The organism is Streptomyces griseoluteus (assembly GCF_004784465.1).
GTDB classification, from domain to species: domain Bacteria; phylum Actinomycetota; class Actinomycetes; order Streptomycetales; family Streptomycetaceae; genus Streptomyces; species Streptomyces griseoluteus.
The window spans coordinates 233847-258474 of the sequence record NZ_SRRU01000011.1 but is presented as its reverse complement, the minus strand read 5'-3'; the positions used below and the strand labels follow the sequence as shown (position 1 = coordinate 258474).

Here is a 24628-nt window from a genome sequence, read left to right as displayed (position 1 = left end):
CTCACCTCCGGGTCGCCGTGCGCTGGACCCACAGATTGATCAGGACGGCGCCGAGCAGCATCACGCCGAGGAACGCCTTGAACCAGTCGGGGTTCCAGCCCGCGAAGACGATCCCCTGGTTGACCATGCCGAACATGAAGGCCCCGAAGACGGGCCCGATCGCGGAGCCCGAGCCGCCGGTGAGCAGACAGCCGCCGATCACCGCGGCCGCGATGTAGATCAGCTCCTGGCCCACACCCTCGCCGGACTGCACGGTGTTGAAGGCGAACAGGTTGTGCATCCCGACGAACCACGCGCCGAAGCTCACCAGCATGAACAGCGTGATCTTGGTGAAGTCCACCCGGACACCGACCGCGCGGGCGCTCTCCTTGCTGCCGCCGACGGCGAAGATCCAGTTGCCGTACTTGGTGCGCAGCAGCACCCAGGTGGCGAGCGCGGCGAAGGCCAGCCAGTAGAAGACGGTGATCTTCACCTGGACGCCACCGATGTCGACCGAGGACGCGAAGACCGCCTTGGCCTGCCCGAAGCCGTCCATGTCGCTGATGTCGTCGGTGGCGACATTGCCGGTGACCAGCTTGGTGACCGCGAGGTTGACGCCCTGGAGGATCAGGAAGGTGCCGAGGGTGACGAGGAAGCTGGGCAGCCCGGTGCGCACCACCATCCAGCCGTTGAACGCGCCGATGGCCAGGGACAGGACGAGGGAGACGAGGACGCCGGTCCAGACGTTCACCGTCAGTTGGTAGCTGAGCATGCTCGCGGTGAGCGCCGAGGTGATGACGGCGACACCGGAGGACAGGTCGAACTCCCCGCCGATCATCAGCAGGGCGACCGGCAGCGCCATCAGCCCGATGGTGGAGCACTGGTAGAGCACGGTGGCCATCGAGTCGCCCTGGCGCAGCGTGGGCGCCGCGACGAGGAAGAACACCATGACCGCCAAGGCGCCCAGGAAGACGCCCACTTCGGGCCGGGCCACCAGCCGCAGCGCGAGCGGGCGCCCGGCGCCCCGCACCGGGCCGGACACCGGGGGCGGCCCGGAGGCCGGTTCCGTCCGCTGGGCAGTGCTCATCAGCGGGTGCCCTTCGCCGCGAACTCGGCGACCCGGTCCACGTTGGACTTGTCCACGAAGGCCGGACCGGTGAGCACCGGCTGCTCGCCGCCGCCGCTGTAGTTGCCGTTGTTCTTGTACAGCCACAGCGAATCCACGGCCAGGTAGCCCTGGAGGTACGGCTGCTGGTCGACGGCGAACTCGATGGTGCCCTTCTTGACGGCGCCGGTGAGGTCCTTGTTGAGGTCGAAGGTGGCGACCTTGGCCTTGCCGCCCGCGTCGGCGACGGACTGCACGGCGGTCAGCGCGAAGGGCGCGCCGAGGGTGACGACATGGTCGAGGGAGCTGTCCTGCTTCAGCTTGGCGGTGATGGTGGACTGCACGGAGGGCCGGTCGGTGCCGTTGACGTACAGCGTCTCGGTCTTGCCGGAGAAGGTCTTCCTCACCCCGTCGCAGCGCTGGGTGAGACCGACGTTGCCCTGCTCGTGGATCACACAGACGATCCTCTTGGCGCCGACCTCGTTCAGCTTCTTGCCGAGCGCCTCGCCCGCGACGCTCTCGTCCTGCCCGAAGAACTGGAGCAGTCCGAGCTTCTTCCAGTCGCTGAGCCCGGAGTTGAGGCCGACCACGGGTATCTTCGCCAGGTTCGCCCTGGCGACGACGTCCTTCATCGCGCCGGGCTTGGCCAGGGTGAGCGCGATGCCGTCGACCTTCTGGTCGACGGCGTTCTGCACCAGGTTGGCCTGGGTGCCCGCGCTGGGGTCGGCGGAGTAGACGAGCTTGATGTTGTCCTTGGCGGCGGCGGCCTCGGCGCCCTTGCGGACGATGTCCCAGAAGGTGTCGCCGGGTGCCTGGTGGGTGACCAGGGCGACCGTCATCCGGGGAGTGCCGGCCTTGCCGGCCGGTGCCCCCGACCCGCCCTCCGCCGCCTTCTTCCCGCCGGAGTCGCTGGAGCAGCCGGCGAGGGTGAGGGCCGCGGCGGCGGCCACCGCGACGACGGGGGCCAGTCGGCGCGAGCGCGAGCGAGAAGAGCGGTCCATCTGTCCTGCACCTCACTGTGCTGGGGAGGGTGAGCGCTGTTGCGTCGGGACGGGATACAAGCCCCTGCCGGGTCCGGTGTCAATGGTTTGTCCAGACATGACGGCCGGGGGCGGCCGGGTCGTCGGCACAAAGGGGTGTTTCCCCGGTCAGCCGGTGAGAGCGGCGAGTTCACCGAGGACGCGGGCGGCCGGTGCCGGGTCGACCAGCCACTTCAGATGGCTGCCCGCGAGCGTGCGTACGTCGTAGGGGTTGTCCGGGGTCAGCGCGTCGCCCTCGCGGATGAGCCGGTCCTGAAGGGCGGGCGGCAGGCTCGCGTCGTCGGCCAGGCGGACGTAGGTCCTCGGTACGCGGCCCCAGGTCTCCGCCCGGGCGCGGTCGGCCGGGGTGCCCGTGTCCAGGCTCTCGTCGGGCTGGAAGGTGCTGAGGAAGACGAGGAACTCGTCGTCGGTGCCGTCCGCGAAGAAGGCGGCCTTGAACGTGGCGAGGGCTTCCGGGTCCGCGGTGCGGAAGTTGACGCGGAGCAGGCCCAGTTCGGCCGGGTTTCCGACCAGGGCGCTGGCGAGCGAGGCGGGGTCGACCGTCGCCATCTCCGGCTCGGCGTAGTACTGGCCGGGTTCCAGCTCGACCGGCGCCCAGGCCGAGACGTACACCAGCCGGTCGATCAGGTCCGGCCGCGCGTTGGCGGCGGCGGTGGCGGTGATGCCGCCCCGGCTGTGCGCGACGAGAAGGACGGGACCGTTCGCCCTGGCCCGCTCCAGCACCCCGATCAGCTGGGCCACGTTGTCGGCGAGCGTGATGCCCTTCATCACACCGGGCGCGGCGGCGAGTCCTTCGGGGTCCTGCGGTGCCTGGTAGGCGTGCGGACACGTGGCGGCGAAGCCGTGGCCGGGCAGGTCGACGGCGACCGAGCGGTGCCCGAGCAGGCCCAGCTCGGCCTGGAGCGGCGCGAAGCAGAAGGAGTTGGCGAAGGCGCCATGCACCAGTACGAACGTCGGCTGCACCGTCTGATCACTCCTGCCCGTGAGACCGGTCATCGGTGGGCCACCGTACGCAGCCGAAGATCACCGGCACCAGCGGTAGGAGGTGTTCCGCTTGTGCGTGTGGCGGGGACGCCGAAGCCCGGCGGCCCCTGGGGGGAGGCCGCCGGGCTCGGGGGGAGTGGATCAGCCTTCGGCGCGGCGCCGCCGTCCGGCCATCACGGCGTAGACCAGGATGCCGACGAACAGGAACAGCACGCCCTGGTAGACCGCCGCGTATCCCGCGCCCGCGACCAGCCAGATGGAGAAGCCCGCGGCGACGGCGGCGATCACCGCGTCGCGCACCAGCCTGCGGCCGTCGACCTCGTCGCGGCGGCCGGAGGCGAGGTGGTGGAGCTGCGCGGCCGTGGCCAGCAGGTACGGCACGGTCGCGGTGAAGGTGGTGACCAGCACCAGGACCTCGAAGACGTGTGCCGAGCCCGCCATGAAGTTGTAGACGGTCAGCAGCGAGGAGAGGACGACCGTCACACCGACGCCCACGGTCGGCACCCCGCGCCGGCGCCGGGTGAAGGCGGCCGGGAAGAGCCCGTCGCGCGCGGCGGCGTACGGGGTCTGGGCGCTGAGCAGGGTCCAGCCGTTGAGGCAGCCGGTCATCGAGACCAGCGCGGCCAGCGCCACGGCCCAGCCGCCCCAGGTGCCGCCGAACATGGCGTTCACGGCGTCGGAGAAGGGCGCGGTCGACTTGACCAGGCTGTTGTGGGCGACGGTGCCGAAGACGGAGACGGTGCCGAGCAGGTAGACGAGCGCGGCGCCGGCGGTGCCGATCACGGTGGCCCGGCCGACGTTGCGACGGGCGTCGCGGACCTCGCCCGCGCTGACGGCGGCGGACTCCACGCCGAGGTAGGAGTACAGCAGCAGCGCGGCGGACGCGGAGATCGCGCCGATCGGGCTGCCCCCGCCCGCGTTGAACGGGCCCATCTTGTGCGGGTCGAAGAAGAACAGCCCGCCGACCGCCACGAGCAGCAGCGGTACGAACTTCAGCACCGTGGAGACGAGCTGCACGGCGCCCACCCAGCGGGTGCCCGCGAAGTTGGCGAGGGCCGGGAGCCACTGGATGACCAGGGCCGCGAGGCACGCGGTCCAGCGGTGGTGGCTGACCGGGATCAATACGTCGAGGTAGCCCACGGCGGCGACGGCGAGCGCCGCGTTGGACACCCAGGTGGTGATCCAGTAGGCCCAGGCCGCGAGGAACCCGGCGAAGTCACCGAACGCCTCGCGGGCGTAGACGTACGGGCCGCCGGTGCGCGGGTCGCGCTGGGCGAGCCGGCCGAAGACCAGGGCGAGCGTGATGGCGCCGACGGTGAGGACGCCGAGGGCGACCAGGCTGACCGTGCCGTAGGGGGCGACGGAGGCGGGGAGCAGGAAGATGCCTCCGCCGATGATGTTGCCCATGACCAGGGCGGTCGCCACGGGCAGCCCGAAGCGGCGGGCGTGCTTGGTCGCGCTGCCGCCCGGTTCCTCGGCCGGGGCGCCGAGGGGACCCGTCGCGGCCTGCGTCGTGGCGGTCCCGGTGACCTGCATGGGGGGTTACCTCTCGCGGAACTGGCCGTGACCGGCACAGAGGGGGGACGGGCGGTGACCTGGCTCACGAGAAAAGGCCAGGTGAACGGCCTTCCCGGAGCACCGGGCCAGACCCAATGGTCGGGGATGCCCCGAGTCGTCGCCAAATCGCCGCTTCTTGTCCCGTCCCGTCCATGCGATCACGCAAAAACCGCGCTTATGGGGGCTTGATACCGACAGATGTTCGCCCATTCCGGTGACCCCCGCAGTCCGCCTCAGGCCCGCCTCGGCCCTCTCTCAGGTCGCCGTCGCCGCGGCCGCCGCCCGGCCCGCCTGGCGTCCGGAGAAGAGGCAGCCGCCGAGGAAGGTGCCCTCCAGCGAGCGGTAGCCGTGCACTCCTCCGCCACCGAAGCCCGCGACCTCCCCGGCCGCGTACAGCCCCGGCACCGGTTCCCCGGAGGCGCCGAGCACGCGCCCGGAGAGGTCGGTCTGGAGCCCGCCGAGGGTCTTGCGGGTGAGCACGTTGAGCCGTACGGCGATCAGCGGGCCGGCCGACGGATCGAGGATCTTGTGCGCGGGCGCGGTCCGGCTGAGCGAGTCCCCGATGTAGGAGAGGGCGTTGCGAATGCCCATGACCTGCACGTCCTTGGTGTACGGGTTGTCCATCTCCCGGTCGCGCGCCTCGATCTGCGCCTTCAGCCGGGCCAGGTCGATCAGGTTGTCGCCGGTCAGTTTGTTCATCCCGGCCACCAGCTCGGACAGTGTGGTGGCGACCACGAAGTCGGCGCCGTTCTTCTTGAACTTCTCGATCGGCTCGGGCGTCTGCCAGATGCGGGAGAGGAGCTGCCAGACGTTCTTGTTGGTGAGGTCCGGGTTCTGCTCCGAGCCGGAGAGCGCGAACTCCTTGGCAATGATCTTCTGTGTGGTCACGAACCATGAGTAGTCGTGGCCGGACGCGGTGATCGAGCCGAGGGTGTGCAGGGTGTCGTAACCGGGGATGTCGGGGGTGCCGAACCGCTTGCCTGTGGCGTCGAACCACATGGAGGACGGTCCGGGCAGGATGCGGATGCCATGACCGGGCCAGATCGGGTCGTAGTTGCGCAGGCCCTCGGTGTAGTGCCACATCCGGTCGGGGTTGACGATGCGGCCGCCCGCCCGCTCGGTGATGGCGAGCATGCGCCCGTCCACATGCGCGGGCACGCCGGTGACCATGGTCCTGGGCGGTGTACCGAGCCGCGCGGGCCAGTTCTGGCGTACGAGGTCGTGGTTGGCGCCGATGCCGCCGGAGGTGACGACCACGACCGGCGCGCGCAGCTCGAACTCGCCGATCACGGTACGGGAGCTGGGCTTGCCGCGGGCCGCACTGCTGGGTTCGAGGACGGCACCGCGTACGCCGGTCACGGCGCCGCCCGTGGTGACGATGCCGTCGACGCGGTGCCGGAATCTGAAGCCGGCCTTCCCGGCCGCCACCGCCGCCCGCACCTTCTTCTCGAACGGCTCGACCACCGCCGGACCGGTGCCCCAGGTCACATGGAAGCGCGGTACCGAGTTGCCGTGCCCGTCCGCGAGGCCCCCGCCGCGCTCGGCCCAGCCGACGATCGGGAACCACTGCACACCCAGCCCGGCGAGCCAGGACCGCTTCTCCCCGGACGCGAAGTCGACGTACGCCTCGGCCCACTTGTACGCCCAGTGGTCCTGGCCCGCCGGATCGGCCACGCCCCGGTCGAACCCGGCGCTGCCCAGCCAGTCCTGCCAGGCGAGGTCGTGGGTGTCCTTGACGCCCATCAGCCGCTGCTCCTCGGAGTTGACGAAGAACAGCCCGCCGAACGACCAGAACGCCTGCCCGCCGAGACTCGCCTCCGGTTCCTGGTCCAGCAGCAGCACCTTCCGTCCGGCGGCGGCCAGTTCGGCCGTGGCGACCAGCCCCGCGAGGCCGTGCCCGACGACGATGGCGTCCGCGTCCTGCGACTCCCCGGCGAAGGCCGGGAAGGCATGGCCGGCCAGTGCTGCCCCGGCGAGCATCCCACCGGTGACGGTGAGGGCGCGGCGACGGGTGATCCCTGCGGGAGCGATGGGGTGGTCCATGGCTGCCTTTCGTCAAAGGAGTACCGGCGGTGCGGGGTGACGAACGAAGGCTGCCGAGGCAGGGAGGAGGTGCTGACGATCGCCGTCGGCAGGTGTTACCGACGGTAGCCCAGGGGCTGCGGGGCGACCAGAGTCGTGCCTCAACTCTGTTGTGCTGTAAGCGAGTTACGGCCTACGCGGCAAGGTCGGAGGCGTACAGATCGAGGAGGCCCTCGGTGGCGTCGGGGTCGTTGACGAGGCCGAGCCGGACCGGGCACCCCCGGGCCGCTGGAACGTCAGTGCCGCCCCGGCTCGTTGGTGGACCGGAGCCTCGACCCCGCTTATGCTTCTACAGACTTGTAGAAGCAGGAAAGGGAGTGGACGCCGCATGGTGTTCAAGAGGCTGCTCGGCTCGCTCGGTGTGGGAGGGCCCACGGTGGACACCGTCCTGGACCCCGGTGCCGTGCTGCCCGGCGGCACGCTGTCGGGAGAGGTCCGCCTCGCGGGCGGTTCCGCCACGGTCGACGTCGACCACATCACGCTGGAACTGGTCGCCCGGGTGGAGGCCGAGCACGAGGACGGCGAGAGCGAGGGCTCGGTCGTCTTCGAACGGTTCACCGTGGGCGGCGGGTTCCGCCTCAACGAGGGCGAGCAGCGCGCGGTGCGGTTCGACGTTCCGCTGCCGTGGGAGACCCCGGTCACCGAGCTGTACGGGCAGCCGCTCGGCATCGCGCTGGGCGTACGGACCGAACTGGCGGTCACGGGAGCGCGGGACAAGGGCGACCTGGACCCACTGGCCGTACGTCCGCTGCCGGTCCAGGAGGCCGTCCTGGAGGCGCTGGGCCAACTGGGCTTCGGCTTCCGGTCGGCCGACCTGGAGTACGGCCGCATCGGTGGTACGGGTCAGCAACTCCCCTTCTACCAGGAGATCGAACTGACCCCGGCTCCGCAGTACGCCTACGGGGCAAGCGAGTTCGAGCTGACCTTCCTCGCCCACCCCGGTGGCATGGAGGTCGTGGTGGAGGCCGACAAGCGGGGCGGTTTCCTGGGCGGCGGGCATGACGCGCTCGGCCGGTTCACCGTCTCGCACGACGTGACCGGCGTGGACTGGAACACGCTGGTCGACGGCTGGTTCCGGCAGTTGCTGGAGAGCCGTACGGCAGCGGTGTACGCCGGGCCGCACCACGGTTCACGCCCCGGCACGGGAATGGGCTCCACCGTCGCGGCGGGCGCGGCCGGGCTGGCCGTCGGTGTGGTCGGCGGCATGGTCGCGGCCGAAGTCGTGGACGAGGTGGGCGACTTCTTCGAGGACGACGAAGAAGAGGACTGAGGAACCCCTTCCCTCCGAGGGACACTTGGGAGCCGGGCAGCGGCGCGGCTCCTTCTGATTCGAGATCTGGAGTGCTCATGGCCCTGTGGGACCGCATCAAGGAATCCGCCGCCACCATGCAGACGCAGTTGGTGGCGCGGAAGAACGACCTCAAGAGCGGCGCCTTCCGTGACGCGTCGATGGCGATGTGCGCGCTGGTGGCGGCGGCCGACGGCACGGTGGACCCGTCCGAGCGGCGCCGGGTCGCCCAGCTCATCGCCGGCAACGAGGTGTTGCAGAACTTCGACGCGATGGACCTCCAGCGCCGGTTCGAGGACAACCTCGGCAAGCTGACCGCCGACTACGACTTCGGCAAGGTCAGCGTCCTCCAGGAGATCGCCAAGGCGAAGAAGAAGCCCGCCGAGGCGCGTGCCGTCATCCAGATCGGCATCGTGATCGGCGGCGCGGACGGCGACTTCGACAAGGACGAGCAGGCGGTGGTCCGCGAGGCGTGCTTCGCCCTCGACCTGCCGCCGCACGAGTTCGACCTCTGATACACGTCCGAGGCTCGGGGGCGGCCACCGCTACAGCGGGGTGGCCGCCTTCAGCACGAGGAAGAGCGTCACCGCCGAAGTGGCCGAGGACAGCGCCGAGATCATCGTCCCGGCCGCGGCAGTCCAGGCAGCCACTCCCACGGCGGTGAACAGCGAGGGCCAGACGTGTACGGCGGGTGCGGGCCCCAACAGCGCGGCGACCCGGCGCGGTACGGGTCCCGGCGCCGCGAACCCGGCCAGGACGGGGTGCGGCCGCGAGACCAGCGCCGCCTTGCCGATGGCGCGGGCCACCGTCTGCCGGCTGCGCACCACCCCGGCCGCCTCCTCGTCGGCCCACCGCTCCACGGTGTACGAAACGGCGGTACGCAGTGGACGCAGAAACGGATTGGCTCGCGCGGCCAGTTGGACCAGCAGCAGGAACCGGTGGTGGCCGCCCGCGAGATGCGCCTTCTCGTGCGCGAACAGCGCCCGGCGCTCGCGTGCGGCCAGCCGGATCAGCATGCCGGTCGACACCACCACCCGCCCCCGGTCCCGGCCGGGCAGGGCGTACGCATAGGGCTCCGGGTCGGACAGCACGGCGACCGTACGCCGGGGCAGACCCGCGAGGCTCCGCTCGGCGCGCCGCCGTACCCGTAGATGCCGCCAGAGCACGCGCGAGCAGCCCGCGAGCACGGCGAGCAGGGCGGGAATCGCGGCCTGGCCCGCGACCTCGTCGTACGGGACGGCGTCGCGCACCTCGTCGTCCGACCAGGCGTCCGGCAGGGGGTTGCCGGGGAGTTGGGCGGTGCCGACCACCATGAGCAGGGTCAGGCAGAGTGTGCTGCACAGGGCCAGCGCGCAGGCGGTGACGGTGAGCAGCCACGTCGCGGCGCGGGGGTGCAGCCGTTGTTCGGCCAGCCGGGCGACCGGCCATGCCGTCAGGGGGAGCACCAGCGGCAGCAGGACGAACACGCCCATCGGTCTCTCAGCCTTCTCCGTCCGGGCCCGACTCGCCCAGCAGGTGCCGCAGGAGCCGTTCGTCGTCCGGTTCGAGGGAGGTGACGAAGCGGGACAGCACCGCCTCGCGGTCGCTCTCGCCGTCCAGCACCTTGCGCATCCGGTGCGCGGCGAGGCCGGCCTGGTCGGAGACCGGGGTCCATACGAAGGAGCGGCCGGCGCGTTCGCGGGTGACGGCGCCCTTGGCCAGGAGGCGGGTGAGGATGGTGATGACGGTGGTGTAGGCGAGGTCGCCGCCGAGGCGTTCCTGCACCCACCCGGCGGACGCGGGCATGCGGGCCTCGCGCAGGGCGGAGAGCACCAGCCCCTCCAGCTCGCCCTGTCCCCGTCGCCGGGTACGCCGCTGGTCGTTCACGCCCCCTCCTTTCCCTTCCGCCGTGGGTGGATCGTAGGCCGCGCTCGGGCCGGCTCAGCTCCGTTCGTCGCGGGGCAGGACGGTGCCCTCGATGACGGGGCCCGTGGCGGGCGGGGCGTCCTGGGTACGCAGGGCGCGGGCCTCGCTCTTGAAGATGCGGGTGGCCTGGCCGGCCGAGCGGACGAGTCCGGGCAGCTTCCGTACGCCGAGAAGGACGATCAACACGATGAGGAGCAGGGCGACTTCACTCAGGCCGAACATCGGGGGCGGTTCCTCCCAGCGGGGGTGGTGGGCGGGACCGGCCGGTCCCGCCCACCATCATTGTCTACATTGCTGTAGAAGTCTCCTACAGAGCCCCGCCGGGAACGGCAGCAGGGCCCGGCGGTCGCTCCCCCGGACCGCCGGGCCCTGCTCCTGCGCCTCCCCGCGAAAGCCCCGCTCAGTGCCCCGAGCCGTGCCCGCCGTAGTGGCCGCTGATCTGGTCCCGGTACGCCGGGTCGCCCAGATGCTTGTCCTTGTCGAACTCGGGCGCGTCCTTGATCTGCTCCTTGGTCCGCGCCACGTGCAGCGTCCGCTCCTCGTGGTCGATCCCGGTGATCGTCCCGGCCGGCAGCAGGACCTCCTTGCCGAAGATCCACACCCCCGTGTCCACGACGATGTACTGCTCCCCCACGTCGTTCGAGTGCTTGTCCACCTTGCCGATGTGCCCGTCGAGCGCCTCGACCTTGTACCCGCTCAGATCCGCGTCCGGCGTGTGCCCAGCGGTCGGGCCGTAGCTCCAGATGTTCTCGGCGGTCATAGACGACACCTCCATACTCCCGCCCCAAGAGGTGGATGCGGTCCACATCCCTTCTTCCCCCAGGGGCTCAACGGGCGGGTGTCCGGCCTGAGGGTGAACAAACCCGAGGTACCTCTCTGGGAGCACCTCGGCGTCAGCGGCCTTTACGGCGCTCCACGTCGAAGCGGTACAGGACATGTATCAGACGCCACAGTCCGGCCGCCGCTCCACCCGAGACTCCTCCCATCAGCACGCCTCTGGACGCCGAACCTGAGAGGCCGAAGAGATGAGTGACGGCCAGAGCCACGGCGAAGACCACCGCGGCAAGGACGCCGGCGGTGACCACGGCGAAGCCGATCTCCACCGTCATCGCGTCCTTCTCCCACCGCGACTCCCGCCCCTTGTCCATGACGGAAGTCTCGCATCGCGGTCAAGCACCGCCGCCACCTTCGTCGCGGCCTCGTTGACCGAATTCTCGCCGGTGGCACGGCTGGTGTTCACGGTGGTCGGCCCGATGGTCGAACTGAAGCTGATCCCCCATCAGGCACGGACATCGGCCGAGCCTTCGAATCATGTGTGCCTGCAACCGGACGAAGACGGAGCAGCGGGGGCCGGTGGCCACGTCATCGGCGAGGTGACGGAGACGGCCGCGGGGGTCGCCGACCGGACGAGCCGGCGCGCCGTCACCGGCCTCCGCCCGGGACACCCATCAAGCGGAAGCGGGCGGAGCAGCGAGCGCTGATTCACCAGGTCACGGGCAGCTCCAGGGGGAACCGTCGGATCGTCTCGGTGTCCCAGCGCACTTCCTCCGGGGCTACGGCCAGCCGCAGTCCGGGGAAGCGCTCCAGGAGCCGCCTGATGGCCACTTCGAGTTCTGCCATGGCCAGGGGCACGGCGATGCAGCGGTGTCCGCCCCAGCCGAACGTCATGTGGGGACGGCTGGGCCGGTGGATGTCGATGACGTCCGGGTTCGGATAGCGCTCCGGATCGCGGTTGGCCGCGAGGTACGACACGTGGACGAAGTCTCCCGCCCGGATCTGCGCGCCGCCCAGCTCCAGGTCCTCGAGAGCCAGCCGGGGGATTCCGACGCCGTTGCGGAACGGGATGTAGCGGAGCATCTCGTTCAGTACGTCTGTCAGGTCCTCGGGCCGTTGCCTGAGGTGGTCCGCGAGTTCGGGACGGGTGAGGAGCAGGTAGACGATGTTGCCGATCTGGCAGGTCGCCGTGTCCTGCCCGCTGAGTGCCAGGGTCAGGGCGGTGACCGCCAGTTCCCGGTCGCTGAGGCAGTCCTCGCCGTCCCGGGCTTCGGCCATCAGGCTGATGAGGTCCTCGCCCGGTGACTTCCGGCGCTGTTGGACGAGTTCACCGAAGTAGGACGTGAGGTCGGCCTTGGCCGCCATGGCGGCCTCCTTGGTGCCGGCGCCGACGACCAGCAGCCGGCGCACGGAATCCTGCATGCGCGCCCAGTCCTCGCGCGGGACGCCGAGAAGGTCCATGACGGTGTGCTGGGGAAGCGTGTCGGCCAGCGACTCCACCACGTCGGCCGGCGGACCGTGCTCCTCCATCGCGTCCAGCAGACTGTCCGCGAGCCGGACGATCCGGGGCCGCATCTCATCGGCCCGCTGCTGGGTGAACGCCTGCGAGGCCAGTTGGCGGACACGGCTGCTGTGCGGCGGGTCCATGACGTTGATCGACTCGGGCGAGACGATGGGCTCCGGCGTGAGCCGGGGGTAGTCGTGGGCGATGATGCCCGCCCGGCTCAGCCGGGGGTCCGTGGTCACCCTCTTGACGGCGTCGAAGCCGGTGACGATCCAGGCGTCGGCGTCGCCGTAGGGAAGCCTGATACGGGCCGGGGTATCCCGTCGCATCAGGTCGGCGAGCGCGGGATCGAACTCGAGTGCCTCGCTGAAGTCGAACGGGCACTCGACGGCCCTTTTGTCGCTGGGCACCAGGGGACTCCTCCGAGTTCGGAACGGGTAGGGGAACGGCGGCGTCGACTGCGTGACAGGGCCTCAGGCGATACGCACAGTCACCGGGAGCCCGTTGATTACGCAGAGTAGGCGCGATCAGAGTGTGGCCGGGTGCCGGGGAACTCCGAAGCCGCCACGCCACGCTGGTGAGCCAGGTTCTGCCGGACGGCCCCGTGTCGTGCGTCAAGGCAGGCCCTCCCCCGAAGGGCTCTGCGTGCACGCCCCCCGTCGGCTGAGCCACCCAAGTTCGCCCGAACGCCGGGGTGCCGTCGGGTCAGCCCCCTCCTTCACCCTCGTCCCGCTTCTCCGGCGTATCCACCTCCGCCCAGATCGTCTTCCCGCCCCCGTTCTCGTATCGAGTCCCCCACCGATCCGCGAGCTGCGAGACGATGAACAGACCCCGCCCACCCTCGTCCCCTTCCTGCGCGTGTCGCAGCAGCGGCGCGTTGCCGCCTGTGTCCGAGACCTCGATCGTCAGGGCCTGGTCGAGGATGAGGCGGAGGCGGGCCGGCGGGGAGCCGTGGCGGACGGCGTTGCCGGCGAACTCGCTGACGATGAGCTGGCCATTGAAGCGGATGTCCTCGCCCAACCCCCATTCGCGCAGGTGTTGCTCGCAGCAGGCACGGGCCGCCTCGGCGGCCTGGGGGCCGTCGGGGAGGGCGAGAGTGGCGACGCGTTCGCGGGGGAAGGCCGTGACCCGGCAGACGAGGACCTGCGCCTCGATCGCCCGCGGGTGGGAGGTGAGCAGGTCGGACAGTTCGTCGCACAGGGCCCGTGGGTCCACGCCGCCGGAGTCGGGGAGCCGGTCCAGCGCCCGTCGCAGCAGGCCGGGTACGTCGGCGGGGTCGTCGGTGAGGCCGGGGGTGTGCAGGATCAGCAGCGACTCGGGCGGGACGGCGGCGGTGACGGACGGGATCGGTTCGGCCGGACCGCCGAGGGACGGCCCCTCGGGCGTGGTGACGGGGTCGATCGTGCCGTCGGGACGCACGAGCAGGACCTCGGGCCCGCCCGCCCGCGCCACCGTGACCTCGCACGACAACGGGTCCCACTCCGCGTAGGTGCACCCGGCACACAGGCGCCCGGACTCCTGCGGCGCCGCGCCCCGGTCGCGGGCCAGCGTGGCGGTCGTACGGCTCAGCCGCGCCAGCAGCTCCCCCGGCTGGAGGTCGAGCGTGGCGAGGGAACGCCCGGCGGTCCGCAGCTCGCCCATCGTGGTGGCCGTCCGTACGCCGAACCCGGTGACCTGCCCGACGGCGAGCCCCGTACGCGCCCCCGACAGCGGCATCACGTCGAACCAGCCGCCCCCGCTCTCGTCGCCGGGCAGCCGCAGGTCGGCGATGTCGAGAGCGGCCCCGGTCGGTGGATGCCTCGGCAGCAGGGAGTTCTGGATGGCGAGCGCGACGGTGTGCTCCCGGTGGAAGCGGCTGGCGTGGTCCAGGCACCGCGCGGTGTGCGCGCAGACCTTCTCGACGAGGGCGATGTCCTCACGGGAGAACGGGGCCGGCGTCTCGCCCCGGTAGAGCAGGAGCAGGCCGAGTACCGTCCCCTCGCGCATGATCGGGGCCGCGAGCAGTGCGTGCGCCCCGGCCGCGCGCAGCAGGCGTTTCAGCGCGGGTTCGGCGTCCAGCCAGCGGGTGTCGGCCTCGATGTCGGTGGCGCGCGGGGCGTGGGCGGCGAGGAGCGGCGCGAAGGGGCGCTGGTCCGCGGGCCACACGTGGCTGCCCTCGGGGGCTCCGCTGCACGCGATCGGGCAGAGCGGCTCGGGGTGGTGCCGGGTCAGCGGAGGGGGTTCGCCCTTGGTCATGTGCTCGGCGAGGGCGATGACGACGGTGTCGGCGGCGCCTGGGACGAGCGCGTCGGCGAGTTCGGCGCAGGTGGTGTCATGATCGAGGGTCTCCCCGACCTCGCCCTGGATGGCCGCCAGCCGCCGCAGGGGGTCTGTGCCGGAGTCCGCCTCTTCCGGGGTGATGTCCGCGATGGTGCAGATGAGCCCGGACTCCTCCTGTCCGGGCGGCAGCGGGAAGAACGAGAGGCACAGGGTACGGGGGCCCTGCCGGGGCGTTGGCCGGGTGCGGACCAGCCGGTTCAGCGAGGCCACACCGCTGGTCCGTACGTCGCGCGCGTCGGCCGTCTCGGTCTCGGGGTCGCGCAGCGGGAGTACGTCGGTGATCACCTTGCCGGTCGGATCGGTGCCGGCCAGCAGGTGGTGCGCGGCCTTGTTGCACTCGGTGACACGCAGCTCGTCGTCGAGGACGAGAATCGCCAGCGGCGAGGCCGCCAGCGCCTCACAGGCCATACGCATGGCCTCCGGGCAGGTCTCAAGGGTCCGCTCGCGTCGGGCGTCGCCTTCCATGGCACCTCCCTAACCAGCATGCGCAACACGCTGGCGGGGCGCATTACGGGGGCACGGCTCCGCCCCGGCGATCACCTCTCGCCGGGGCGGAGCCGGGTTCCGGGTCCGGCTGTGCGGGGATTCCGGACACGCCAAGGCGCCTCCGGCGGCGAGGCCACCGGTGACCCGGACGAGCCCGCCGAGCCGTTCAGCCACCTCAGCGCGCGGGACTTGCACCTCGCCCCCGCGACACAGTGATCGGGGTTCCGTCCGGGGTGAACGCCTGGTGGAAAGTGAAGGCTTGCGGCGCGGGGCCGTGGTCCCGGAGGTGTTCCAGCCTGGAGACCCCGTCCTGCCAGGTGGGTGTCACGTCGCCGGGCACCCACCAGAAGACGTAATTGGGATGCCCCGTCCGCTCGAACCAGTCGTAACGCCTGTTCAGCGCTTCGCGGTGCAGGCCGGAGTAGACGGCGTCGGAGGCGGGCCCCAGGTCGGCCCAGAGGGAGAGGGTGGCGGCGAGGGCGGTGGTCTTTGCCGTACGGCCCTTGTCGTACCAGGCCGGCACGGCGAAGTCCCCCCACACACCCCAGTCGGCGCCGAACAGCTCACCCTGGTCGCCGTCCGCCGGTTCGGCATGAGCGAGGTATCCGGGGTGCCGGCTGATCTTCCGGTAGACGGCCGCACCGGTCTCGTAGAACTCGCGCGTGAGTGGGGTGGCGTCGGCGAGAGGTGACCTCAGGACGCCGAAGGTATACAGGGCCAGCTGGGACATGCGTCTCTCCCTGGGTCGAAGACCAGGTGAAGGTAGCGGCCGCTGGGGGCCCTGTCGAAGTTGCGCTTTTCCTGCCCAAGTGGCCTTCTGCCGACACCGGGGAGCGGCCACGGTTCGCCGCGTCGCCGGTCACCAACTCACCCGCCCTGTACGGCGCTTGGCTGTCCGACCGGCTTTCCGAGCGGCTTGGTTCCACTCCGCCGGGGCGAGGCTGAGCGGTCCGTAGTCGACGATGTGGGCGCACATGGGGCCGGAGCACACCCCGACCGCAAGGTCTGGCAACCTTCGGATGACCCCGTGGACCCATACAGCCGACCGGGACACCCCCCGGCCGAGGCCCTGCGGCAGGCTGGTGGTGCGGGGCGGGCCGAGATCCACCGGGAGGACGTCATGGGCGGGGCACGAACGGCGCGGTTCCGGGCGGGGCTGGCCGCCCGGCTGCTCGCGCGGTGCGCCGTGGTGGCGGCGATCGGCGCCGCGGTGGTGCTGCTGCTCGCGGTCGGCGGGGGCGGGCTGTTCGTGGCCCTGGCCGGGGTGGTCGGGCTGGTGCTCTTCGCCGCCGGCATCTGGTGGTTCCTGGCCCGGCGTGGCGTGGTGCGGCTGCTGGGTGCGCTCGTGGCCGTCGCCGCACCGGTCGGCTTCCTGGTGTTCATCACGCGGAGCGGTCTCTGGGTGGTCGCGCTGATCTCCGCCGTGTGCTGGTCGGTCGCGGGCTTCACGGGTCGCGCGGCGCTGCGCGAGGCGCGACCGCACCGGCCCCAGCGGCCCACCCGTGCGCGTCGGCCGAGACGTCCGGTCCTGATCATGAACCCGAAGTCCGGTGACGGCAAGGTCGGCCGCTTCGACCTGGTGGAACGGGCGGAGAAGCTGGGCGCTCGGGTGATCCTGCTGGACCCCTCGGACCCCGCCGACGTGACCAAGCTGGCCGAGGAAGCCGTGACCAAGGGTGCCGATCTGCTGGGGGTGGCGGGCGGCGACGGCACGCAGGCGCTGGTCGCCGCGGTCGCCGCCGAGCACCACCTGCCGTTCCTCGTGATCTCGGCGGGCACCCGCAACCACTTCGCCATGGACCTCGGCCTCGACCGCGCCGACCCGGCCCGCTGCCTCGACGCCCTGACCGACGGCGAGGAGATCCGCGTCGACCTCGGCGACGTCTCCGGCCGCCCCTTCGTCAACACGGTGTCCTTCGGGGTCTACGCGGACATCGTGCAGAGCCCCGAGTACCGCGACAACAAGACCGGCACCGCCCTCAGCCTGATGCCGGACCTGCTGGCCAGGGAAGGCGTACAACGGCTGGAGGCGATCGTGGACGGCAACCGCCTCGCCGAGCAGCAGGCGCTGCTGATCAGCAACAACCCCTACGTCTCCCCCGAGGAACTGAGCGGCGGCGGGCGGCGGCCCCGGCTCGACACCGGTGAGCTGGGCGTGATCGGGATCAGGGTGGAGAACGCGGCCCAGGCGGCGGAGCTGGCCGTACGGGGTCCGCAGGCAACGGGGCTGACCGTGACGACCGCGCACCTGGTCGAGGTGACGGCCGGGGAGGAACAGATCCCGGTGGCGGTGGACGGCGAGGCGCTGTGGCTGCGCACACCGGTCACCTGCTCGGTACGGCCGGGCGCGCTGCGGGTGCTGCTGCCGCGCGACCGTCCCGGCGTGCCGCAGCCCGCGCCGCCCATCGACTGGCGGAAACTGCTCGACCTCGCGTTCGGTCCCGCCGAGCGCACGGCACCGGGAGAGAACCATGCCTGACCGCGACACCGTCTCCGCCGTCCTCGGTGACCTGCGCGCGGTCGACGGCGCGCTGTACGCCGCCGTGGCCGCCACGCCGACGCCCGCGCTGGACCGGGCGCTGCGGCTGCTGTCGCACGCGGCCGACCACTCGAAGATCTCGATCGGGGTCGCGGCGGGGCTCGCCCTGCTGCCGGGCCGGCCGCGCCGCGCGGCACTGGCCGGGGTCACCTCGGTCACCCTGGCGTCGGCGGCGGCGAACCTGTTCGGCAAGCGGATGGTGCGCCGCCGCCGGCCCGACCGGGAGGAGGCGCAGGTGGCGGTGGCGCGGCACGTGCGCATGCCCGAGTCGGCGTCCTTCCCCTCCGGGCACACGGCATCGGCCACCGCCTTCGCCACGGCCGTCGGGGTCGTGCTGCCTCCGGCCGCGGTCCCGCTGGGGTCGTTGGCGGTCGCCGTCGGGTACTCCCGCGTCCACACCGGGGTGCACTATCCGGGGGATGTCGCGGCGGGCGCGGTGCTGGGGTTCACGGCGGCCGCGGTGTCGCTGGCCGTGGTGCGGGGGCTGGGGTACGGGGTGAGGTGAGGGACGGGTTGAGCCCACATGTGGGGAGACTACATATGGTGAGGCCACGTGGGGTGAGGCCACATCCGGGTCTCAACACACAGTCAGCAGATGGTTCCTGTTGATGACCTCAAGAGACAGCGTGCGATACCCCACCGTCTCGAACAGCACCGTCAGCCGCTCGTTCTCCTCGCTCATGACCGACCCCTGCCCCCACTGCTCGTGCCGTACGAGAGTGCCGGGCGGGAAGGGGTGCTCGTCCCCGGCGGGCGCCGAAGGGGCCGGTTCGGGTATCGGCCCACCCGTACCGGCCAGCACGGCGGGCCCGCCCTCGGCGCCACCCTCCTCCGCCAGTTCGGCCGCCTCACACCGGTCACACGCACCGCAGGACTCTTCCTGCTCGCCGCCCTGCCCGAAGTACCCCAGCAGGAACCGCCGGCGGCAGCCGGTGGCCTCCGCGTAGCCCCGCATCATGTCGACGCGGGAGCGCTCCAACTGCTGATGAGCGTCGCCCAGTTCGATCGCCTGCTGCGCGGCGTCGGCCGGACCGGCCGTACCGGTCGCCTCCAGTTCGCCGTCCTCGGTGGTGTACACGGCGTCGACCTGCTCCAGGAGGTTGACGACGGCCGTAAGACGGCTCGCCGTCAGGTTGGTCTCCTCGCGCAGCTCGGTCGGCGGGACGGGCCCGTCGTGTTCCTCCAGCGTGCTCACGACCCGGGTGACGGTGTCCGGGTCCGGCCGCCCGGCCGCGAAGAAGCGCTGCATGCCGAGGTCCTGCGGCCGGTAGGCGAGTATCGCGCGGGCCTCCTCACCGTCGCGTCCGGCGCGGCCGATCTCCTGGTAGTAGGCGTCCAGCGAGCCGGGGACGGAGGCGTGCAGCACGAAGCGGACGTCCGGCTTGTCGATGCCCATCCCGAAGGCGGAGGTCGCCACGACCACGTCCAGCTCGCCCGCCATGAACCGGTCGTGCACGTCGCCCCGCTCCCGTGCGGGCAGCCCCGCGTGGTACGCGGCCGCGTCCAGCCCGAGCAGGCTCAGCTCCTCGGCGTACTCCTCGGCCTCCCGGCGCGTACCCGCGTACACGAGGCCGGGCTTGGGCTCCGCGGCGGCGCGTTCCACGACGGCGCGCTTCTTGGCGGCGGCGTCCTGGAAGGGGACGACCTCCAGGTGAATGTTGGGCCGGTCGAAGCCGGTGACCACCTCGTGCACGTCCCGCATGCCGAGCCGGCTGACGATCTCGGCCCGTACGGGTGCGGCCGCGCTCGCGGTCAGGGCCAGCACGGGTGGCCGGCCGAGCCGGTCGATGACCTGGCCGAGCCGCAGGTAGTCGGGGCGGAAGTCGTGCCCCCACGACGACACGCACTGAGCCTCGTCGACGACGAACAGCGCGGGCTCGGCGGCGGCGAGCTGCTCGACCACCTCGTCCTTGGCGAGCTGCTCGGGCGCCAGGAACAGGAAGTCGACGTCACCCTCGCTGATCCGGTCCCACACCGCCGCGTTCTCGCTGCCGCTCTGGGAGGAGTTCACGGCGGCCGCCTCCGCGCCCTCCCGGCTCAACAGCCCGCGAACCTGATCCCGCTGGAGAGCGACGAGCGGCGACACCACGACGGTCGGCCCCGGCAGCAGCAGCCCCGGCACCTGGTAGACGGCCGACTTCCCGGCCCCGGTGGGCATCACGACCAGCGTGTCCCGCCGCTCCATCACCGCCTCCATCGCCACCAACTGCTCCGGCCGCAGTTCCTCCCACCCGAACACGTCCAACGCGCTCTTCCGCAGCCGCTTCGCATGCGCGGTACTCATCATGCTCTCCCTGTGTTCCGGGCCCTGCTCAGATCACCGGAATCGGCGCCTGGGTGAGCACCCGGTACCCCGGGGACGGCGGAGTACCGCGCCGGCGGCTCGGGAATCGGCATCTGAGAGATGGGACACCCAGGGGACCTACGACGGCTCTTCCCCGAAGAAGTCCGCAAGGGAAGACGCGAGCGCTTCCGGAGCCTCTTCGGCCACGTGATGCCCGGAGTCGATGCCGTGGCCGCGTACGTCCGGTGCCCACTGCCGCCAGATCTTCACCGGGTCCCCGTACAGGTCCTCGATGTCGTCCCGGAGCGACCAGAGGATCAGCGCCGGGCACCGGATCTGTGTCCCGGCCGCGCGGTCCTCCTCCTCGTGCCGCGGGTCGATGGTGAGGCCGGCCCGGTAGTCCTCCAGCATCGCCCGCACCACGTCCGGGTTTCTCGTGGCCGCGCGCCACTCGTCATGGTTCTCCTGCCCCATGCTCTCGGGGTCACCGTGGTACCAGCTGTCCGGATCGGCGTTGATGACCCGCTCGGGGATGTCCGGCTGGGCGAAGAAGAACCAGTGCCACCACTGCGTGGCGAACTCGGTCGTGATGCGGGACAGGTGCTCGGTGAGGGGCAGACCGTCGATCAGCGCCACCCGCGAGACCGCGTCGGGATGATCAAGTGCGAGACGTAGCGCGACACTGCTTCCACGGTCGTGCCCGGCGAGCGCGAACCGGGCATGGCCGAGGGAGCGCATCACCTCGACCACATCACCGGCGACGGCACGCTTGGAGTACCCGGAGTGGTCGGCGGTGGGCACCGGTCCGGTGGACCGGCCGTATCCCCGGAGGTCCGGACAGACGACGGTGAACCCGCGCCGGACGAGGAGCGGGGCGACGCGGTGCCAGGTCGCGGAGGTGCGGGGGTGGCCGTGCAGGAGTACGACGGGCGGTCCGTCCCCTCCGTGCCGGACGAAAATCGACGCCTCGCCAACCTGGACCCGGCTGGTCTCGAAGTCCTCGAACACGACGCGGCCCTCCCTCGGGGTGTCTCCCCCGCCTACCCCACAGACCCGTCGGCCAACTCCGCCCACCCTTCCCGCAACGCCCGGCAGCGTGCGCGGATCGTCCCCGCCGGGCAGCGGTGGAGCGATCAAGGTCCCGGTCCCGGCACGAAAGTCGTGAATCAGGGGTTCCGCTTCATCCCCGGTTTCCTGGGGAATGCCACAACTCCCCTTGGGCACACGGAGTCCAGACACACAAAGTCCCGGCATTCCCCATTCATGGAACGGGAGTTCTCATGACCAGTTACGGTGGCCAGCCGGCCGCTCGATCCGGTTCGCGGACCAATGGTCTCGCCATCGCGGGCCTGGTGTGCGGCGTTGTCGGCTTCTTCTTCCTCAACGTCATTCTCGGCCCGCTGGCGATCATCTTCGGTATGGTCGCAACGCGGCAGTCGGGCGCCAAGGGCGGTCGCGGAATGGCGAAGGCGGCCGTCATTCTCGGCATCGTCGACCTCGTGGTCTTCGCCATTCTCATGATCGTCGCAGCGAACAATGGCGGATTCCACTGGTACGTCGGAAGCTGACGCCGAATTGAATTCCGGACGCGTACGAAAACGGGCTGCGGGCAGGGATGGACCATGACGACACTGCTCGCAGCCTTCGTGCTCGGCACCCCCGATCCCCCCGCGCTGGCCGACTTCTATCGCGCCCTCTTGGGCTGGGACGAGGTCGAACGGGAGCCCGACTGGGTCCGGCTCAAGGCCCCGGAGCGTGAACGCCCCGGCCTCAGCTTCCAGTTGGAGAAGGACCACCGCCCGCCGTCCTGGCCGTCCGGCCCCGGCGAGCAGCAGATGCAGGCCCATCTCGACATCCAGGTGGACGACCTCGCCGCCGAGACCGAGCGCGCGTGCGCCCTGGGCGCGACGGTGGAGGAGCACCAGCCCCAGGACGACGTCCGCGTGCTGCGCGACCCCCACGGCCATCTGTTCTGCCTCTTCCTCCCCGGCGCCTGAGCGAGCGCACGGCTCAGCCCTGCGCCCCCAGTTCCAGACTCCCCTGGCCCTGCGCGGCGTTGCCCGGGGGCGACGCGCGTGATTGGCTCGGCCGATGGAACTTCTGCTGACGTCGGCCGGTCTGCGCAACGAGAGCCTGAAGGATGCCCTGCGGGACATGCTGGGAAAGCCGTTCGGGTCGGCCAACATCGTGTATGTCCCCACGGCCTCCATGGCCGAGTCCGGCGACCACGGATGGCTCCTCGCCGACATGACCCGCGTGCACGGCCTCGGCTGGCGGGAGTTCGACATCCTGGAACTGAACGGCCTGCCCGGACGGTTGGTGCTCGACCGGCTGCTGCGGGCCGACGTCATCTACGTCGGCGGCGGCAACCACTACCACCTCGCCCGCAGCATCACCGGCAACGGCCTGGCCGACGGCTTCCTGGAAGCACTGACCGACCGGGTCTACGTGGGGCTGAGCGCCGGCTCGATGATCCTCAGCCGGCATCTCACCGGACACTCCGCCGACGTCATCGGGGACACGGCGGACCTCCGTCTGCTCGGCGCGACCACCGTGACCCCGCCCTTCGGCCTGCTCGACTCGTACCTGAAGCCCCATCTGTACTCGCCGGACTTCCCGGAACGCGACGACGCCTGGGCCGATCGCATCGTCGCGCGGGCGGACTTCCCGATCTACTTCATCGACGACGACACGGCGCTCCGCGTGCGCGACGACAAGGTGGAGGTCGTCTCGGAGGGCCGGTGGCGCTTCCACCCGTGACCGGCCCCCGCTAGCGCGAGGCGCCCAGCAGGCGCAGCAGGCCGTCCGCGCTGTCCGCCGTGCCGTCCCGGCGGAAGCCGTCGGCGGTGCCCTCGGCGAGGGCCCGGCCGGAGGTGAGGCACCAGTCCCACCACCAGTCCAGTGCGGGGGTGTCGAGCCGTTCGGCGGGCAGCAGCGCGGGCCAGCCGCAGGCGCGCGCCTGAGCGGTGACCTTGGCCCCGCCCGCCACGGGGTCGACGGCGAGGGCGGGCACCCCGCCGCGCAGGGCGAGCACCAGGCCGTGCAGCCGGTCGGTGACGACCAGGTCGCAGCGCGCCAGCACGCTCTCCAGTTGCCCGGAGGTCGTGCACAGCCGCCAGTCGTGCGGGTCCAGCCGGGTCTCCAGTTCGAGACGGGCGCAGTCCCGGCCGTTCAGCCAGCGCGTGACGAACCCGGCCACCCGCTCGTGCTGCCTGCGGGGGCCGTACTCGTGCTGGCCGTGCGTGAGGACGACGCCCACCACGGGACGCGCCGGCGGGCCGGGCGCGCGGGCGGCCAGGTCGAGGGTGGGGACGGTGTCCGGGGCGTCCCGTGCGAGGACATGGTGGAAGCCGTGCACGGCGGCGTCCTCGGCGTCGAGGACGGAGTTCCCCACGGCGATCCGGACGCAGTCGGGGTACCGGCGGTGCAGATCCTCGACCTGGGGGCCGTGCGCGGGGCCGCAGACGAAGAGCAGGTGGGAGTAGTCCCCGGGACGGGTGTCGTCCAGGGACGGTCCCTCCGGCCGGAAGCCGGGGCTCCAGGCGACGTCGTGGGGGACGGCCGCGCCGCGCAGCAACTCCCGTACCCGGTCCAGCGCGAGCAGGTCACCGGCGGTCGCCTCCCCGTGCAGGAAGCTGAACCAGCCGGTGACGAGAACCCGCCGCGGGCCGGTGTCAGCCGTTGTCGAAGACCGCCTTCTGCACGTCGTTGGGGCCGTCGAACCGTTGCTTCCCGGCGTGCTCCAGCTTGTCGACGACCTTGTCGTCGGCGCCGTTGCTCCGGGCCACGGAGACGAGATCGTCACGGCTGGCGGGGTAGTCGGCGCCCTTGAGGGCCTTCTGAAGATCGATCGGGCTCAGGTCGGCCATGGTGTCCTCCTGTCCGGGCCGGCGCAGTCGTCCTGCGCGTCCTGGCGCCGAGTACCCCCCGACGGCGACGGAGACCCGCCGCGCCCGCAGTTTCCGTGAACAGCGGAAGGCCGGTTGCGGATTTCTCCGTAACCGGCCTTCACCTGCGACTTCGTAAAGTCGGGACGACAGGATTTGAACCTGCGACCCCTTGACCCCCAGTCAAGTGCGCTACCAAGCTGCGCCACGTCCCGATGCACTCACTCGCGGTGACCCGCGTGATCGCGCGAACAGCACTTTACCCCACGTACGGGACTCCTCCGAAGCGGGTTGTGGGCGGGGAGGGGCAGAATCGGCCGCATGACAGACGCGGAGACGGGCGGAGACATCGGCGGACGCGACCGGGACACCGAGGGGCGGGCGCGGAACGCCCGGCCCCGCGACGGGCTGGGGCGTCCCCTGCCGTACGGGTCCGAGGGGGTCGAGCGGCAGCCCGAGGGGGTCGTACGGAGCCCTGGGGAGACGGTCGCGGAGGCGCAGAAGCTGCTGGACGCCGGAAAGCCGTTCCACGCGCACGAGGTGTTCGAGGACGCCTGGAAGTCCGGCCCCGCCGCCGAGCGCGAGCTGTGGCGCGGCCTCGCCCAGATCGCCGTGGGCCTCACCCACTCCGCCCGCGGCAACACCACGGGCGGCCCCCGCCTCCTCCGCCGGGGCGCCGGGGCGGTGACGGCCTGGTCCGAGCAGAACCGGCCCCACCCCTACGACCTGGACCTCCCCGGCCTCGCGACCTGGGCCGTGAACCTCGCCGGGCGGGTGGAGCAGACCTCCACCCCCATCGACGCCGGCGCCGAGGGACCCCGTCTGCGACGGGGCTGACGGACGCGGCCGGCCCGGCAGGACGCACCTCGCCCTCGCGACCTGACCGCCCGAGCCT

General features: G+C 71.5%; 25 protein-coding genes, 1 tRNA gene and 1 pseudogene. 9 read left to right on the top strand and 18 right to left on the bottom strand.

Features of this window, described 5'->3' with window-relative positions; all coding sequences use genetic code 11:
• Nucleotide 1: 1 nt before the first annotated feature.
• The 5 genes from E5082_RS27840 to E5082_RS27820 all read right to left on the bottom strand — a co-directional run bounded on the left by E5082_RS27840 (nucleotide 2) and on the right by E5082_RS27820 (nucleotide 6708).
• The gene (locus E5082_RS27840) at nucleotides 2-1066 is read right to left on the bottom strand and encodes an ABC transporter permease (RefSeq protein WP_167514158.1); all 1065 of its coding nucleotides are present in this window, start codon (nucleotides 1064-1066) and stop codon (nucleotides 2-4) included.
• Nucleotides 1066-2085: a sugar ABC transporter substrate-binding protein gene (locus tag E5082_RS27835; RefSeq protein ID WP_135794008.1), complete on the bottom strand. Its 1020-nt coding sequence runs from the start codon at nucleotides 2083-2085 to the stop codon at nucleotides 1066-1068. Before E5082_RS27835 ends, E5082_RS27840 begins: the two co-directional genes overlap by 1 nt.
• A gap of 147 nt (nucleotides 2086-2232) precedes the next feature.
• The gene (locus E5082_RS27830) at nucleotides 2233-3120 is read right to left on the bottom strand and encodes an alpha/beta hydrolase (RefSeq protein ID WP_135794007.1); all 888 of its coding nucleotides are present in this window, start codon (nucleotides 3118-3120) and stop codon (nucleotides 2233-2235) included.
• 129 nt (nucleotides 3121-3249) lie between these two features.
• Nucleotides 3250-4644 carry an amino acid permease gene (locus E5082_RS27825; protein WP_135794006.1) on the bottom strand — a complete coding sequence of 465 codons (1395 nt, stop codon included), beginning with the start codon at nucleotides 4642-4644 and terminating at the stop codon, nucleotides 3250-3252.
• Nucleotides 4645-4920: 276 nt separating this feature from the next.
• Complete coding sequence (locus E5082_RS27820; protein WP_135794005.1) at nucleotides 4921-6708, bottom strand: FAD-binding dehydrogenase; 1788 nt, start codon at nucleotides 6706-6708, stop codon at nucleotides 4921-4923.
• A 367-nt stretch (nucleotides 6709-7075) separates the two neighbouring features.
• Between E5082_RS27820 and E5082_RS27815 the strand changes: the two genes are divergently transcribed.
• Nucleotides 7076-8017, top strand: a complete 942-nt coding sequence (locus tag E5082_RS27815; RefSeq protein ID WP_135794004.1) for a sporulation protein — start codon at nucleotides 7076-7078, stop codon at nucleotides 8015-8017.
• 77 nt (nucleotides 8018-8094) lie between these two features.
• A complete protein-coding gene (locus E5082_RS27810) occupies nucleotides 8095-8550 on the top strand; it encodes a tellurite resistance TerB family protein (protein ID WP_086692881.1) in 456 nt (151 codons plus the stop codon).
• Nucleotides 8551-8580: 30 nt separating this feature from the next.
• On the opposite strand, the gene E5082_RS27805 is transcribed toward E5082_RS27810, so the two are convergent.
• From E5082_RS27805 to E5082_RS27785, 5 genes are all read right to left on the bottom strand, one after another.
• Nucleotides 8581-9507, bottom strand: coding sequence for a M56 family metallopeptidase (locus E5082_RS27805; protein WP_135794003.1), 927 nt, complete (start codon nucleotides 9505-9507; stop codon nucleotides 8581-8583).
• A gap of 7 nt (nucleotides 9508-9514) precedes the next feature.
• Nucleotides 9515-9901, bottom strand: coding sequence for a BlaI/MecI/CopY family transcriptional regulator (locus E5082_RS27800; protein ID WP_135794002.1), 387 nt, complete (start codon nucleotides 9899-9901; stop codon nucleotides 9515-9517).
• A 54-nt stretch (nucleotides 9902-9955) separates the two neighbouring features.
• Nucleotides 9956-10162: a twin-arginine translocase TatA/TatE family subunit gene (locus E5082_RS27795; RefSeq protein ID WP_135794001.1), complete on the bottom strand. Its 207-nt coding sequence runs from the start codon at nucleotides 10160-10162 to the stop codon at nucleotides 9956-9958.
• A gap of 178 nt (nucleotides 10163-10340) precedes the next feature.
• Nucleotides 10341-10700, bottom strand: coding sequence for a PRC-barrel domain containing protein (locus tag E5082_RS27790; protein ID WP_130329299.1), 360 nt, complete (start codon nucleotides 10698-10700; stop codon nucleotides 10341-10343).
• 133 nt (nucleotides 10701-10833) lie between these two features.
• Nucleotides 10834-11088: a DUF6332 family protein gene (locus E5082_RS27785; protein WP_135794000.1), complete on the bottom strand. Its 255-nt coding sequence runs from the start codon at nucleotides 11086-11088 to the stop codon at nucleotides 10834-10836.
• Nucleotides 11089-11112: 24 nt separating this feature from the next.
• On the opposite strand from E5082_RS27785, the pseudogene E5082_RS33800 reads away from it, so the two are divergent.
• Nucleotides 11113-11232: pseudogene (locus E5082_RS33800) on the top strand (permease); the annotation flags it as partial.
• A gap of 190 nt (nucleotides 11233-11422) precedes the next feature.
• On the opposite strand, the gene E5082_RS27780 reads toward E5082_RS33800, so the two are convergent.
• The 3 genes from E5082_RS27780 to E5082_RS27770 all read right to left on the bottom strand — a co-directional run bounded on the left by E5082_RS27780 (nucleotide 11423) and on the right by E5082_RS27770 (nucleotide 15753).
• A complete protein-coding gene (locus tag E5082_RS27780; RefSeq protein ID WP_373310117.1) occupies nucleotides 11423-12631 on the bottom strand; it encodes a cytochrome P450 in 1209 nt (402 codons plus the stop codon).
• A gap of 292 nt (nucleotides 12632-12923) precedes the next feature.
• Complete coding sequence (locus E5082_RS27775) at nucleotides 12924-15002, bottom strand: ATP-binding SpoIIE family protein phosphatase (protein WP_135793998.1); 2079 nt, start codon at nucleotides 15000-15002, stop codon at nucleotides 12924-12926.
• 196 nt (nucleotides 15003-15198) lie between these two features.
• Nucleotides 15199-15753 (bottom strand): DUF3291 domain-containing protein, encoded by a 555-nt coding sequence (locus E5082_RS27770; protein WP_135793997.1) that lies wholly within the window; start codon nucleotides 15751-15753, stop codon nucleotides 15199-15201.
• Between the two features lie 390 nt (nucleotides 15754-16143).
• Here E5082_RS27770 and E5082_RS27765 point away from each other — a divergent pair, with 390 nt between their 5' ends.
• Complete coding sequence (locus E5082_RS27765; protein ID WP_135793996.1) at nucleotides 16144-17502, top strand: diacylglycerol/lipid kinase family protein; 1359 nt, start codon at nucleotides 16144-16146, stop codon at nucleotides 17500-17502.
• The gene (locus E5082_RS27760; RefSeq protein WP_135793995.1) at nucleotides 17495-18067 is read left to right on the top strand and encodes a phosphatase PAP2 family protein; all 573 of its coding nucleotides are present in this window, start codon (nucleotides 17495-17497) and stop codon (nucleotides 18065-18067) included. The genes E5082_RS27765 and E5082_RS27760 overlap by 8 nt, the downstream gene beginning before the upstream one ends.
• A 72-nt stretch (nucleotides 18068-18139) precedes the next feature.
• Here the strand turns inward: E5082_RS27760 and E5082_RS27755 are convergent, their stop codons facing one another.
• Together E5082_RS27755 and E5082_RS27750 are read right to left on the bottom strand one after the other, a co-directional pair.
• Entirely contained in the window at nucleotides 18140-19846 is a 1707-nt protein-coding gene (locus E5082_RS27755) for a RecQ family ATP-dependent DNA helicase (RefSeq protein ID WP_135793994.1), read from the bottom strand.
• 138 nt (nucleotides 19847-19984) lie between these two features.
• Nucleotides 19985-20854 carry an alpha/beta fold hydrolase gene (locus E5082_RS27750; RefSeq protein WP_135793993.1) on the bottom strand — a complete coding sequence of 290 codons (870 nt, stop codon included), beginning with the start codon at nucleotides 20852-20854 and terminating at the stop codon, nucleotides 19985-19987.
• A gap of 272 nt (nucleotides 20855-21126) precedes the next feature.
• Between E5082_RS27750 and E5082_RS27745 the strand changes: the two genes are divergently transcribed.
• The 3 genes from E5082_RS27745 to E5082_RS27735 all read left to right on the top strand — a co-directional run bounded on the left by E5082_RS27745 (nucleotide 21127) and on the right by E5082_RS27735 (nucleotide 22606).
• On the top strand, nucleotides 21127-21414 hold the full coding sequence (locus tag E5082_RS27745; protein ID WP_135793992.1) for a DUF4190 domain-containing protein: 288 nt from the start codon (nucleotides 21127-21129) through the stop codon (nucleotides 21412-21414).
• Between the two features lie 54 nt (nucleotides 21415-21468).
• Nucleotides 21469-21843, top strand: a complete 375-nt coding sequence (locus E5082_RS27740; protein ID WP_135793991.1) for a VOC family protein — start codon at nucleotides 21469-21471, stop codon at nucleotides 21841-21843.
• A 94-nt stretch (nucleotides 21844-21937) separates the two neighbouring features.
• On the top strand, nucleotides 21938-22606 hold the full coding sequence (locus tag E5082_RS27735) for a Type 1 glutamine amidotransferase-like domain-containing protein (RefSeq protein WP_135793990.1): 669 nt from the start codon (nucleotides 21938-21940) through the stop codon (nucleotides 22604-22606).
• A gap of 10 nt (nucleotides 22607-22616) precedes the next feature.
• Here E5082_RS27735 and E5082_RS27730 read toward each other — a convergent pair whose 3' ends face one another.
• The 3 genes from E5082_RS27730 to E5082_RS27720 form a co-directional block, all read right to left on the bottom strand.
• On the bottom strand, nucleotides 22617-23477 hold the full coding sequence (locus E5082_RS27730) for a polysaccharide pyruvyl transferase family protein (protein WP_135794036.1): 861 nt from the start codon (nucleotides 23475-23477) through the stop codon (nucleotides 22617-22619).
• A gap of 43 nt (nucleotides 23478-23520) precedes the next feature.
• Nucleotides 23521-23715: a DUF2795 domain-containing protein gene (locus E5082_RS27725; RefSeq protein WP_135793989.1), complete on the bottom strand. Its 195-nt coding sequence runs from the start codon at nucleotides 23713-23715 to the stop codon at nucleotides 23521-23523.
• A 159-nt stretch (nucleotides 23716-23874) separates the two neighbouring features.
• Nucleotides 23875-23948, bottom strand: a tRNA-Pro gene (locus E5082_RS27720).
• A gap of 106 nt (nucleotides 23949-24054) precedes the next feature.
• Between E5082_RS27720 and E5082_RS27715 the strand changes: the two genes are divergently transcribed.
• Nucleotides 24055-24570, top strand: a complete 516-nt coding sequence (locus E5082_RS27715; RefSeq protein WP_135793988.1) for a DUF309 domain-containing protein — start codon at nucleotides 24055-24057, stop codon at nucleotides 24568-24570.
• Nucleotides 24571-24628: the final 58 nt, after the last annotated feature.

Bases quoted from the DNA above. Each gene is read 5' to 3' on its own strand.
- E5082_RS27825 (WP_135794006.1), bottom strand. From the start codon at position 4,644: ATGCAGGTCACCGGGACCGCCACGACGCAGGCCGCGACGGGTCCCCTC.
- E5082_RS27770 (WP_135793997.1), bottom strand. From the start codon at position 15,753: ATGTCCCAGCTGGCCCTGTATACCTTCGGCGTCCTGAGGTCACCTCTC.
- E5082_RS27835 (WP_135794008.1), bottom strand. From the start codon at position 2,085: ATGGACCGCTCTTCTCGCTCGCGCTCGCGCCGACTGGCCCCCGTCGTC.
- E5082_RS27810 (WP_086692881.1), top strand. From the start codon at position 8,095: ATGGCCCTGTGGGACCGCATCAAGGAATCCGCCGCCACCATGCAGACG.
- E5082_RS27725 (WP_135793989.1), bottom strand. From the start codon at position 23,715: ATGGCCGACCTGAGCCCGATCGATCTTCAGAAGGCCCTCAAGGGCGCC.
- E5082_RS27785 (WP_135794000.1), bottom strand. From the start codon at position 11,088: ATGGACAAGGGGCGGGAGTCGCGGTGGGAGAAGGACGCGATGACGGTG.
- E5082_RS27815 (WP_135794004.1), top strand. From the start codon at position 7,076: ATGGTGTTCAAGAGGCTGCTCGGCTCGCTCGGTGTGGGAGGGCCCACG.
- E5082_RS27735 (WP_135793990.1), top strand. From the start codon at position 21,938: ATGGAACTTCTGCTGACGTCGGCCGGTCTGCGCAACGAGAGCCTGAAG.
- E5082_RS27760 (WP_135793995.1), top strand. From the start codon at position 17,495: ATGCCTGACCGCGACACCGTCTCCGCCGTCCTCGGTGACCTGCGCGCG.
- E5082_RS27795 (WP_135794001.1), bottom strand. From the start codon at position 10,162: ATGTTCGGCCTGAGTGAAGTCGCCCTGCTCCTCATCGTGTTGATCGTC.
- E5082_RS27820 (WP_135794005.1), bottom strand. From the start codon at position 6,708: ATGGACCACCCCATCGCTCCCGCAGGGATCACCCGTCGCCGCGCCCTC.
- E5082_RS27830 (WP_135794007.1), bottom strand. From the start codon at position 3,120: ATGACCGGTCTCACGGGCAGGAGTGATCAGACGGTGCAGCCGACGTTC.
- E5082_RS27775 (WP_135793998.1), bottom strand. From the start codon at position 15,002: ATGGAAGGCGACGCCCGACGCGAGCGGACCCTTGAGACCTGCCCGGAG.
- E5082_RS27715 (WP_135793988.1), top strand. From the start codon at position 24,055: ATGACAGACGCGGAGACGGGCGGAGACATCGGCGGACGCGACCGGGAC.
- E5082_RS27740 (WP_135793991.1), top strand. From the start codon at position 21,469: ATGACGACACTGCTCGCAGCCTTCGTGCTCGGCACCCCCGATCCCCCC.
- E5082_RS27755 (WP_135793994.1), bottom strand. From the start codon at position 19,846: ATGAGTACCGCGCATGCGAAGCGGCTGCGGAAGAGCGCGTTGGACGTG.
- E5082_RS27805 (WP_135794003.1), bottom strand. From the start codon at position 9,507: ATGGGCGTGTTCGTCCTGCTGCCGCTGGTGCTCCCCCTGACGGCATGG.
- E5082_RS27765 (WP_135793996.1), top strand. From the start codon at position 16,144: ATGGGCGGGGCACGAACGGCGCGGTTCCGGGCGGGGCTGGCCGCCCGG.
- E5082_RS27790 (WP_130329299.1), bottom strand. From the start codon at position 10,700: ATGACCGCCGAGAACATCTGGAGCTACGGCCCGACCGCTGGGCACACG.
- E5082_RS27840 (WP_167514158.1), bottom strand. From the start codon at position 1,066: ATGAGCACTGCCCAGCGGACGGAACCGGCCTCCGGGCCGCCCCCGGTG.
- E5082_RS27745 (WP_135793992.1), top strand. From the start codon at position 21,127: ATGACCAGTTACGGTGGCCAGCCGGCCGCTCGATCCGGTTCGCGGACC.